Source organism: Acinetobacter sp. MB5 (assembly GCF_003261585.1).
In the GTDB taxonomy this organism is placed as follows: Bacteria; Pseudomonadota; Gammaproteobacteria; order Pseudomonadales; family Moraxellaceae; genus Acinetobacter.
This window is the reverse complement of sequence record NZ_POVU01000032.1, coordinates 1-12,115: the sequence shown is the minus strand read 5'-3', so window position 1 is coordinate 12,115 and position 12,115 is coordinate 1. Positions and strand designations below refer to the sequence as shown.

General features: G+C 43.8%; 8 protein-coding genes. All 8 read left to right on the top strand.

All coding sequences use genetic code 11. From position 1 onward, the window contains the following. The coding region (locus C1A47_RS17180; RefSeq protein WP_264756275.1) for a hydantoinase/oxoprolinase family protein at window positions 1-2,081 on the top strand (2,081 nt) is incomplete at its 5' end. Between the two features lie 23 nt (window positions 2,082-2,104). Beyond that, entirely contained in the window at window positions 2,105-3,772 is a 1,668-nt protein-coding gene (locus C1A47_RS17175; RefSeq protein WP_111896244.1) for a hydantoinase B/oxoprolinase family protein, read from the top strand. Next, a complete protein-coding gene (locus tag C1A47_RS17170; protein WP_111896243.1) occupies window positions 3,772-4,974 on the top strand; it encodes a pyridoxal phosphate-dependent aminotransferase in 1,203 nt (400 codons plus the stop codon). Before C1A47_RS17175 ends, C1A47_RS17170 begins: the two co-directional genes overlap by 1 nt. A gap of 16 nt (window positions 4,975-4,990) precedes the next feature. Further along, window positions 4,991-5,803, top strand: coding sequence for an NAD-dependent epimerase/dehydratase family protein (locus C1A47_RS17165; RefSeq protein ID WP_111896242.1), 813 nt, complete (start codon window positions 4,991-4,993; stop codon window positions 5,801-5,803). A gap of 34 nt (window positions 5,804-5,837) precedes the next feature. Further along, window positions 5,838-7,034, top strand: a complete 1,197-nt coding sequence (locus C1A47_RS17160) for an NAD(P)/FAD-dependent oxidoreductase (protein WP_111896241.1) — start codon at window positions 5,838-5,840, stop codon at window positions 7,032-7,034. A 22-nt stretch (window positions 7,035-7,056) separates the two neighbouring features. Further along, entirely contained in the window at window positions 7,057-8,742 is a 1,686-nt protein-coding gene (locus C1A47_RS17155; protein WP_111896240.1) for a thiamine pyrophosphate-binding protein, read from the top strand. Window positions 8,743-8,797: 55 nt separating this feature from the next. Then, window positions 8,798-10,249, top strand: coding sequence for an NAD-dependent succinate-semialdehyde dehydrogenase (locus C1A47_RS17150; RefSeq protein WP_264756276.1), 1,452 nt, complete (start codon window positions 8,798-8,800; stop codon window positions 10,247-10,249). Between the two features lie 221 nt (window positions 10,250-10,470). Continuing rightward, complete coding sequence (locus C1A47_RS17145) at window positions 10,471-11,799, top strand: NAD(P)/FAD-dependent oxidoreductase (protein ID WP_111896238.1); 1,329 nt, start codon at window positions 10,471-10,473, stop codon at window positions 11,797-11,799. The last annotated feature ends 316 nt before the right edge of the window (window positions 11,800-12,115 follow it).

Here is a 12,115-nt window from a genome sequence, read left to right as displayed (position 1 = left end):
GAACGATGACGACTTCAATCTGTCGTGTTGGTGTAGATATCGGTGGAACATTTACTGATATCGCTTTGGATTTAAATGGAGTCATCCATTCAACAAAAGTCCTTACTGACTACGAACTGCCAGAGCGTGCGATTTTAAAAGGTGTATCTCAAGTTGCGAAAACAGCTGGGGTACAATTATCTGATATCGATCAGTTGATTCATGGAACGACACTTGCAACCAACGCTTTGATTGAACGTCGTGGTGCTCGTACAGCGTTTATTACAACAGAGGGATTCCGCGATACGCTAGAAATGCGTACCGAAAACCGTTTTGAGCAATACGATATTAATATTGCATTGCCACCACCGCTGATTGATCGTGAACATCGCTATACATTAAAAGAGCGTATTGGTGTTGATGGTCAAGTGCTAATCGCACCGCATCAGCAAGAGATAGATGCACTTGTTGAACAAATTGCCCAAAATAACTATGAAAGTGTGGCGATCGGTTTCATTCACAGCTATATGAATGGTGCGCACGAACGCATGTTGCGTGATGCTTTGGTTGCACGTTTACCGCATGTTGAAATTTCAATTTCAAGTGAAGTTTCTCCACAAATGCGTGAGTTTGAACGTTTCAATACAGTCTGTGCCAATGCCTATGTGAAACCAATCATTAAATCTTATCTTGATCGTTTGGTTGTCACATTGAAGCAAGAAGGTGCAAATTGCCCAGTGTTCATGATTCACTCTGGCGGTGGCATTATCTCTGTAGAAAGTGCAGCAGAATTCCCTGTACGTCTTGTTGAATCTGGCCCTGCGGGCGGTGCAATTTTTGCGGCAGATATCGCCCGTAAATATTCATTAGATTCAGTGGTTTCCTTTGATATGGGCGGAACAACTGCAAAAATCTGTTTAATTGAACAGCAAGTACCTAAAACTGCAAAAACCTTTGAAGTGGCGCGTACATATCGCTTCAAAAAAGGCAGTGGTATGCCAATTTCAATTCCTGTGGTTGAAATGGTTGAGATTGGTGCAGGTGGCGGCTCAATTGCTAGCATCGACAGCATGCGTCAGATTCGTGTCGGACCACACAGTGCAGCTTCTGAGCCAGGCCCTGCTTGTTATAACCGTGGCGGCACAGAACCAACCATTACCGATGCCAATCTTTTATTGGGTCGTCTAGATGCAAAAAACTTTGCGGGTGGAGCATTACTTTTGTCTGAAGACAATGCGGATGATGCGATGGCACGTGTGATTGGTAGTCCTCTTGAATTACCTGCAAAGACCGCGGCTTATGGTGTCTGTGAAGTGGTTGATGAAAACATGGCCAATGCAGGTCGTGTGCATGCAGTAGAAAGCGGTAAAGATATTTCTGATTTCACCATGATTACTTTTGGCGGTGGCGGCCCATTACATGCAGCTCGTCTCTGCGAAAAAATGGGTGTTTCACGCTTTATTGTACCCGCAGGTGCAGGGGTGGGTTCAGCCATTGGTTTCTTGCGTGCACCATTCGGATATGAAGCAGTTCGTAGTTCATTTGTTCGCTTGGCAGAATTTGATGCAAATCAAATCAATGGTTTGATTGATGAAATGACACAAGAAGCAGTTGGGTTCTTACGTCAGGGGATGCCAGAAGGTGAGCCTGAAATGGAATGCACAGCATTTATGCGTTATGTCGGTCAAGGTTGGGAAATTCCTGTTCATGTTGAACTTAAAAAATTCACCCAAGCGGATGCTCCGGCTTTTAAAGCAGCATTTGAACAAGCTTATACCACATTCTTCGGTCGACCAATTGAAGGGCCAGATGTTGAAATTGTGAGTTGGGCAGTGAAGGCAAGTTCTCCACTTCCACCAGTCACAACGGTTGAGCAAATTGAAGCCACCCATCATGCCGACCATGTCGCACAACGTGACGTTTTTGATGTGCTCAAAGGTGATTTTGTGGCTGCCAAAATTTATCAGCGTGAAAACTTGGGTGTGGGTGCACAAGTAGATGGTCCTGCAATTATTGCAGAACGGGAAACTTCAACCTTTATTACTTCTTCATTTATTGCAACGGTTCAACCAGACAACTGTTTATTGGTTGTTAAACGCTAAGGCATGCATTCGAGGTTATGACAATGACGACAAATTTAATTGATATTCAAATGCAGGTCATGTGGAACCGTCTGGTTTCAGTGGTTGAAGAACAGGCACTGACCTTGATTCGTACGGCATTTTCGACCAGTGTTCGTGAAGCGGGTGATTTATCTGCTGGCGTGTTTGACCGTGAAGGTCGAATGCTCGCTCAAGCAGTAACAGGAACACCTGGTCATGTAAATACCATGGCTGAAGCTGTGATTCACTTCATTAATGATATTGGCGCTGACAATATTTATGAAGGTGATGTTTATGTCACGAATGACCCTTGGAAAGGTACAGGGCATTTACATGACATTACCATCGTGTCTCCTTCTTTTTATAAAGGTCGCCTGATTGGTTATTTTGCTAGTACGGCACACGTGGTGGACATTGGTGGTCGCGGTTTTGGTCCAGATGCGCGCGAAGTGTATGAAGAAGGTCTATTTATACCTGTAATGAAGCTGTTTGAACGCAGCAAGGTCAATAAAGATTTGATCAATATCATTCGTCATAACGTCCGTGAAAATGACCGCGTGATTGGTGATTTCTATGCACTTTCAGCTTGTAATGAAACAGGTCATTTACGTCTGATTGATATGTTGCGCGAGTTCAATTTAGACGATCTCGACATGATTGGCAGCTTTATCTTGGAACATAGTCGTAAAGCAACATTGGACTGCTTCAAGTCTCTGCCACATGGAAAGTATACCAATAGCATGACTCTCGATGGTTATGATGTTCCAGTGACACTTTCTGTGACATTGACAGTTGGACCAGAGGGTATTTTAACTGACTTCGTAGGTACTTCAGGCATGAGTCAGTTTGGTATTAACGTACCACTAGGTTATGCCAAAGCCTATGCTTGCTATGCCTTGAAATGTATTTTGGCACCTGAAATTCCAAACAATACTGCTTCGCTTGAACCATTTGAAGTCGTTGCGCCTGAAGGTTGTATTTTAAATGCCAAACACCCTGCACCTGTATCAGTTCGTCATGTATTAGGTCACTTTGTGCCTGACCTTGTACTTGGTGCATTACATAAATGTTTACCAGGTACAGTTCCTGCGGAAGGTGCAAGTGCACTTTGGAACCTACACATGAGTGTTCGTCCATTGGCAACAAATCCAAATGGTCGCAATGCAGAAATGTTGATGTTCAACAGTGGTGGTATGGGGGCACGCGCCAATCTAGATGGCTTGAGTTCAACCGCATTCCCAAGTGGTGTACATACGATGCCAGTTGAAGCGACTGAACATGCAGGCCCTGTGATTGTATGGCGTAAAGAATTCCGTAATGGTTCAGGTGGCGCAGGTGCATTACGCGGTGGCTTAGGTCAGGAAATTGAAATTTCAGCATCTGAAGGTTATGAGTTCCGCTTCAGTGCCATGTTTGACCGGATTAGTTACCCAGCACGTGGTTTGGAAGGTGGATTAGATGGTGCAAAAGGCTTTGTTGGTTTAGATGATGGCACGATCTTACGCGGTAAAGGTCAGCAACATGTCCCTGCCGAGCGTCGCCTAGTGCTGCGTTTACCAGGTGGTGGCGGTTATGGTGATCCGCGTAACCGCCCAATGGAATCTGTAGAACGTGATATTCGCTTTGGCTATATCAGCCCAGAACAAGCAGAAGCAGATTATGGTTATACCTCAGCTGGAGGAAATAAATAATGCAATTCCAAAGTCTGCGTGTACAGCAAGTTAAAAGTTCTCCAAGCATGGCAGTGTCTGTTTTAGCTAAACAGATGGCTGCTGCAGGGGAGCCAGTAATTAACCTGAGCTTGGGAGAGCCTGATTTTTCAACGCCAGCGCATGTAATCGATGCTGCGCATCAGGCCATGCTAGCGGGTCATTTCCGTTATACCGCACCGAATGGTTATCCTGAGCTGCGTCAAGCGATTGTCAATAAATTTAAACGTGACAATCATCTGGATTATTCTGCTGATGAAATTTGTATCGGAAATGGTGCTAAACAGATTCTATTTAATGCATTTTTGGCAACCATAGAACCGGGCGATGAAGTGATTACCCCAGCACCGTATTGGGTGTCCTATACCGACATGGTGTTGCTGAATGGTGGTGTACCTAAAGTTCTGCCATGTGGTACAGAACAAGGCTTCAAATTGTTACCAGAACAACTTGAAGCAGCAATTACTCCAAAAACACGTTGGGTCATGTTGAATACACCCAATAATCCAACGGGCGTGATTTATTCCAAAGCAGAGCTTGCTGCATTAGGTGTGGTGCTTGAGCGTTATCCCAATGTGCTGATTTTATCTGATGAAATCTATGAACACATTATTTTGGGTGATGTGCCATTTGTATCTTTTGTTGAAGCCTGTCCACAGCTCCGTGAGCGTACTTTAGTGGTGAATGGCGTTTCAAAATCGTATGCCATGACAGGCTTTCGTTTAGGGTTTGCAGCAGGGCCAAAAGGCTTGATTGCAGCCATTAACAAAATGCAGTCACAAACCACGACCTGTCCTTCGGCAGTTTCTCAAATGGCAGCGTTGGCGGCATTAAATGGCCCTCAAGACTTTGTTGAAACGGCTACTAAAGAATATGAAACGCGCGGCAAAATGGTGATCCAAGCCTTGTCTGAAATTGACGGTTTGGAACTGGAAATGCCACAAGGTGCATTTTATGCCTTTCCAAAATGTGCAGGTTTTATTGGCAAGAAAACCCCGCAAGGTGATGTCATTCAGAATGATGCAGACTTATCGAGCTATTTACTTAAAATCGGTAAGGTTGCCACTGTTCCAGGTGTTGCATTTGGGATAGAGCCATATATCCGCTTGTCCTTTGCTACTTCACAACAAGAATTACAACAGGCATTAAACCAGTTACGTGATGCTTTGGCTGCATTGGTATAAAGATTAGGAGTTGAACATGAGTAAACCATTCAAGCGAATTTTGATTACAGGTGCTGCTGGACGTCTTGGTCGCGTATTACGTGCAGCTTTAAAAGATCATGCTGAGATTCTGCGCCTGACCGATATCACTGATTTAGGTGAACTGGCTGCCCATGAAGAAGGTACGATTTGTGATTTAGCTGATTTTGACAAGGTTTTACCGTTGGCAAAAGATGTTGACATGATTGTGCATGCAGGGGGAGTTCCTGTAGAAAATACCTTTGAATTGATTCTCAAAGGCAATATTCAGGGTACTTACAACATTTATGAAGCTGCGCGTCAGCATGGCGTAAAACGTGTGATTTATACCAGTTCGAATCATGCCATTGGTTTTTATGACCGGACGGAAACCATTGATGCTAGCGTTGCGCATCGTCCTGACAGTTTGTATGGCTTGAGCAAATGTTTTGCTGAAGACTTGGGCCGCTATTACTGGGATAAATTTGGCATTGAATCCGTCAACATCCGTATTGGTTCATCATTTGAAGAGCCTTTAGACCGTCGCATGTTGGCAACTTGGTTATCGTTTGACGACTTTGCACAAATTGTTGAGCGTTCACTTCATGCACCACGCGTGGCACACATGATCGTGTATGGCGTTTCAAATAACCGCGAATGTCTATGGGATAACCGTATGGCATCGTCAATTGGTTATGTACCAAAAGACAGTGCTGATGATTATCGTGAAAAAGTATTGGCTAATCATCCACCACTTAACCCAAATGAGCCATCTGCCCGTTATCACGGTGGCGCTTTTGCAGGTGCGGGTCATTTTGAAGACAAAAAATAAGTTGTTGATGGCAAAGATTGAAGGATAGAAAGAAATGGTAGCTACAGCTAGCAAACAAAATTACGATGTGGTGATTGTTGGTGGTGCGGTCAACGGAAGTTCAACTGCGTATTTCCTTGCAAATAACCCAGATTTTAATGGTTCGATTTTAGTAATTGAACGTGATCCAACTTATGCGCAATCGGCAACAGCATTGTCGAGCAGTTCGATCCGTGTTCAATTTTCAAATCCGATAAACATTCAGATTTCAAAATATGGCGCTGACTTCATTCGTGATTTTGGTAATACCATGCAGGTTGATGGTGAAAAACCTGATTTAACCTTCCATGAGAATGGCTATCTATTTTTAGCAGATCAAAAAGGTTTCGATGTTCTGCAACGACTTCATGAAACTCAACTACAAAATGGTGCACAGGTTGATTTGTGGGATGTTGATCAGTTGATTCAACGTTTTCCATGGGTGAATCCTGAAAGCCTAAAAGGCGCAAGTTATGGCCGTGCCGATGAAGGTTGGTTTGACAACTATGGCATGGTGAATGGTTTCCGTCGTAAAGCGCGTTCTTTAGGCGTTGAATACATTGAAAATGAAGTGGTTGATATTCTGCGTGAAGGCAACAAAATCACAGGCGTTCGTTTAACCAATGGGGACGTGATTCGCTGTGGTACGTTGGTGAACTGTGCAGGCACACGTGGAACTAAAGTTGCTCGCATGGCAGGTCTCGATATTCCTGTAGAGCCACGTCGCCGCTCATTGTTCGTGTTTGACTGTCGTACCCCACTAGAAGGCAAAGTACCTTTAACCATTGACCCTACAGGTGTGTTCTTCCGTCCCGAAGGTCAGTTCTACTTGGGTGGAACATATCCAAAAGTGGATCCAGAAGTAGATCCAGAAGACTTCGATGTGCTGCATCAGGAATTTGATGAAGAGGTTTGGCCGATCTTGGCTGAGCGTGTACCTGCCTTTGAAGCGATTAAGGTCGTGAACTCTTGGGCTGGACATTATGACTACTGTGTGCTTGATCACAATGCGATTGTTGGACCACATAATGAAGTCACCAACTTCATGTTCTGTAACGGATTTAGTGGACATGGTCTACAACAGGCACCCGCAATTGGGCGTGGTTTAAGCGAGCTGATCACTTATGGTGAGTATCGTGAACTTGATCTTAACCCATTGTCATATCAACGAGTCATCGAGAACCGTCCGTTCCTTGAAGATTCTGTCATTTAACGGATGAAATGGAGACTTTAATATGACAAATACCACTCAAAATCAGCGTACAGGCGGGCAGGTTTTAGTCGATGCTTTGCGTGTCAACGGTGTAGAACGTGCATTCTGTGTACCAGGTGAAAGTTATCTGGCAGTACTTGATGCACTTCACGATGCCCAAGATGACATCGACTTAATCGTCTGTCGTCAAGAAGGTGGTGCAGCTTACATGGCTGAAGCTTATGGCAAGCTTACAGGTAAACCAGGCATCTGTTTTGTTACCCGTGGACCAGGGGCAACCAATGCATCAGTAGGTGTACATACTGCTTATCAAGACTCAACCCCAATGATTTTGTTCATTGGTCAGGTGGCACGTGATCAAATTGATCGTGAAGCATTCCAAGAAATTGACTACCGTCGTATGTTCGGGCAAATGGCAAAATGGATTGTACAGATTGATGATGCAGCTCGTATACCTGAGCTAATTAATCAAGCATTTCAGCGTGCCATGAATGGTCGCCCAGGCCCTGTAGTCATTGCATTGCCTGAAGATATGCTTACCGATATGGTTGAAGTTGCAGATGCTGAACCAGCAAAACATATTGAACCTGCTGCATCGGCTGAAGATCTTGCAGAATTGCAAACATTAATCCAGAAAGCAGAAAATCCACTGGTGGTTTTGGGTGGTGGTGGTTGGAATGAACAGGCTGTTGCAGATATTCGTCAGTTTATCGAACGTCAGAATCTGCCTGTTGCTGCATCATTCCGTTGTCAGGATCTGATTGATAATACCTTGCCACACTATATTGGTAACTTGGGATTGGCAGCAGGACCTGCGCTGCAAAATGCAGTGAAAAATGCAGATCTTTTAATCGTGCTAGGCGCGCGTTTAGGTGAAATGACCACAGGCGGTTATGCTTTGGTTGATATTCCAACACCGAAACAGAAACTGGTGCATGTGCATTTGGGTATTGAAGAGTTGGGGCGTGTTTATCAGCCGACGCTGGGTATCAATGCGGGTATGCAAAAAATCAGTGCTCAACTCGCTGCTTTAGCTCCTGTTAAGCCAGAAGCATTCACTGTTTTGGTACAGAAACTCAATGCAGAGTATCAGGAAGGTTGCCAGTTCCCTGTATCACCAGGCGATGTACAAATGGGTCAAATTATCGAATGGCTTAATGAAAACTTGCCAAAAGATTCGATTTTGACCTGTGGTGCAGGTAATTATACAGGTTGGGTACACCGCGGTTATCAGCATGAAACTTTCAGAACTTTACTTGGGCCAACGAATGGTTCAATGGGTTATGGTGTTCCTGCAGCGGTCGCAGCAAAACTGACTTACCCAGAACGTACCGTGATTGCTTTTGCAGGAGATGGCTGTTTCTTGATGAATGGTCAGGAACTGGCTACGGCTGCACATTACGATGCCAAAATGATGGTGATCGTAGTGAACAATGGTATGTATGGCACAATTCGTATGCATCAAGAACGCAGCTATCCAGGCCGTGTGTCAGGGACTGAATTGTTTAATCCTGATTTTGCTGCATTTGCACGTTCTTTTGGCTTCCATGCTGAAACCGTGACCAAAACTGAAGAGTTTTTCGAAGCATTTGACCGCAGTCAAAATTCTGGAAAACCGTCTCTTATTGAAATCCAGATTGATCCTGAAGCGTTAACACCGAAAATGAGTCTAACTCAAATTCGTGAAAATGCGCTGGCATCTCGCTAATGCACCATGGTAGTGATTTTTCAATCACTGCCACACAATTTTCCGTGAGTTTAAAATCATGAATCTATCCAATGCTGCATTGTTCCGTGAGCAATGCTATATCAATGGTGAATGGTGCGATGCAATTGCAGGGACAACCACTGAAGTTTTAAATCCTGCGACACAAACACCAATTGGCAAAATTCCGCGTATGGGCGCACAAGAAACCCAAAATGCGATTGCTGCTGCTGAAAAAGCCTTGCCTGAATGGCGAGCGCTGACTGCTCAGGAACGTGCCCGTAAGCTTTTGGCCTGGCACAAATTAATTTTAGAAAATCAGGAAGACCTTGCGCAGATCATGACGGCTGAACAGGGGAAGCCTCTGTTTGAAGCACGAGGTGAGATTGCATTTGCAGCGTCTTACTTGGAATGGTTTGCAGAAGAAGGCAAACGTATTTATGGTGATGTGATTCCGACCAACCAGAAAGGTCGTCGTCTGATTGTGACCAAAGAAGCGGTTGGTGTCTGTGCGGCAATTACGCCATGGAACTTTCCTTCTGCCATGATTACCCGTAAAGCAGCACCTGCATTGGCGGCAGGTTGTACGATGGTACTCAAGCCAGCCAGCCAAACTCCATTTTCTGCTTTGGCTTTAGCTGCACTTGCTGAGCAGGCAGGTATCCCTGCGGGTGTGTTCAATATTGTGCTGGGGGACTCTAGTGCTATTGGTAATGAACTGACCTCTAGCCCTATAGTTCGCAAGCTTTCCTTTACAGGTTCAACGCCAATTGGGATCCAATTGCTCCGTCAATGTGCTGACACAGTGAAAAAAGCTACGATGGAATTGGGTGGTAATGCTCCGTTTATCGTATTTGATGATGCTGACCTTGATGCTGCGGTGGAAGGGGCTGTAATTGCCAAATATCGTAACGCAGGTCAAACCTGTGTTTGCGCCAATCGCTTTTATGTTCAAGAAGGTATTTATGATGCCTTTGTTGAACGCTTAGCGCAGAAAGTTTCACAATTACAAGTGGGTAAAGGAACCGAAGCTGATACTGTTGTTGGCCCAATGATTGATATTAAGGCTGCTAACAATACCGAAAAATTGGTTGAGGAAGCTTTACAGCAAGGTGCTAAGGTCTTGGTCGGTGGTCAACGCCATCAGCTAGGTGGGGCATTCTTCCAGCCAACAGTATTGGGGGATATTCATCCTGATATGCGAATTGCCCGCGAAGAAATTTTTGGGCCAGTTGCACCAGTATTCCGCTTCAAGACTGAAGAAGAAGTCATTCAAGCTGCAAATGATACTGAATTTGGCTTGGCATGTTATGTCTATGCGCGTGATGTTGGGCGAATTTGGAAAATTTCTGAAGCCTTGGAATACGGTATGGTTGGTATCAATGTTGGCGTTGTTGCCACTGAAGTTGCACCATTTGGTGGGGTTAAGGCCTCGGGGATGGGGCGTGAAGGCTCTAAATATGGCATTGAAGACTATATTGAAATTAAATATATGTGCTTAGGCCTATAATAAAAGCCGATCCACAGCGTTTGTTGTTACAAAGCTGTGGATTTTTTTTGTTCAAAATTTATTTATTTTATTAAAAAATGCTATATATTTATATTAGTGATTATATATAACAATATTTTTTGGAAATACTGAACATTTATAAAAATAAGTATTAAGTGCCAATTTTTTGATGAATTTAAACACTACGGGTTTAAATCCATCAAAAAAGTTGGAGAGAGAACATGAATTCTCAAATCAAGCAGCAAATTGTACATCCACATCGTATTGTGATTGTGGGTGGTGGGGCAGGTGGACTGGAACTCGCAACCCGACTGGGGAACAGTTTGGGGAAAAGAGGTAAAGCCAAAGTTCTCCTGATAGATGCGGCATTGACACATATCTGGAAGCCATTGCTGCATGAGGTTGCTGCAGGAAAACTAAACTCAGCAGAAGACGAGCTCAATTATTTTGCGCATGCCAAAAAAAATCATTTTGAATTTGGCTTGGGAAAAATGATGGATATTGACCGAGAAAATAAGCAGATTGTACTGGAGCAAATGGATTCAAAATCGGGGAAGATCATCGCGCCACGTCGTTTGGTCAGTTACGATACTTTAGTGATTGCTATAGGTTCCACATCCAATGATTTTGGAACATTGGGTGCACGTGAGCACTGTATTTTCCTAGATTCACGTCAGCAGGCTGACCGCTTCCATAATGAGTTTCTCAATTTATATCTTCAGGCACAAAGCAAAGCACAAGCCGAGCAAGAGCAAAATGAACCTAAGTGTTTAGATATCGCGATTGTGGGGGCAGGGGCAACAGGTGTCGAGCTGGCAGCAGAGTTGCATCATGCTGCACATCAGTTCTGTAAATATGGTTTTAAAATTGCTCCTGAAAATGTCCGTATTAGTTTGATTGAAGCGTCAAATCGAGTTTTGCCTGGACTGTCGGAGCGAGTATCTGCTGCTGCACAAGCTGAATTGGTGAAAATGGGAGTTAATGTTTTAACTCAGCATAGAGTCACCAAAATTGATGATTCGTTCATTCATTTTGAGCATGAACAGGCATTACCTGCCAAACTTAAAGTCTGGTCTGCGGGTATTAAAGCACCTGATTTTCTCAAAAATATTGCAGAGTTAGAAACCAACCGTATTAACCAGTTAATTGTTCGCCCAACACTGCAAACGACCTTGGATGAGCATATTTTTGCGATGGGGGATTGTGCAAGTTATACTCCTGTTGGACAGCAACGTGCGATTCCACCTCGTGCGCAAGTGGCAAATCAGCAAGCGATTTTCCTTGAACAGGCACTCAAAGCACATATTGAGCAGGCTGAATTGCCTGAATTTATTTTTAAAGACAAAGGATCATTGGTTTCGCTCAGTGAAAAAAATAGTGTAGGTAATATCTTAGGCGATATTAATATCGAGGGTTTTTGTGCCCGTATGATGTACCTATCATTGTACCGTTTCCATCAAATTGCATTGCATGGCATTTTAAAAACGGGTGTGTTTTTGTTAAAAGATCGTCTGTCTAAATCATCAAAGCCAACTTTAAAAATGCACTAAGCACAAGAAATGATGGCAGTGAAGATTTTCTAAAATGCTTTGCTGCCGATCATTCCAATTTGTTTTGATATTGTGAGAAAAAGTCAGAAGAATTTCCTCGAAATATCAGTCACATGTCTATAGATAAAAAAATAGAATTGTTATGCTTAATCGTTTCTGAGTATGGCTGATTCAGGGGATCTGCTCAGCCTTTGAATTTTTTATGCATGGCAGCACCAACTTTGGTTGCCACCTTTAAGCAATATGAGGAGTCCTACATGGAGCACATCGAACGTGAATCGATGGAGTTTGATGTCGTGATCGTTGGCGCAGGGCC

Bases quoted from the DNA above. Each gene is read 5' to 3' on its own strand.
- C1A47_RS17170 (WP_111896243.1), top strand. From the start codon at position 3,772: ATGCAATTCCAAAGTCTGCGTGTACAGCAAGTTAAAAGTTCTCCAAGC.
- C1A47_RS17160 (WP_111896241.1), top strand. From the start codon at position 5,838: ATGGTAGCTACAGCTAGCAAACAAAATTACGATGTGGTGATTGTTGGT.
- C1A47_RS17155 (WP_111896240.1), top strand. From the start codon at position 7,057: ATGACAAATACCACTCAAAATCAGCGTACAGGCGGGCAGGTTTTAGTC.
- C1A47_RS17145 (WP_111896238.1), top strand. From the start codon at position 10,471: ATGAATTCTCAAATCAAGCAGCAAATTGTACATCCACATCGTATTGTG.
- C1A47_RS17175 (WP_111896244.1), top strand. From the start codon at position 2,105: ATGACGACAAATTTAATTGATATTCAAATGCAGGTCATGTGGAACCGT.
- C1A47_RS17165 (WP_111896242.1), top strand. From the start codon at position 4,991: ATGAGTAAACCATTCAAGCGAATTTTGATTACAGGTGCTGCTGGACGT.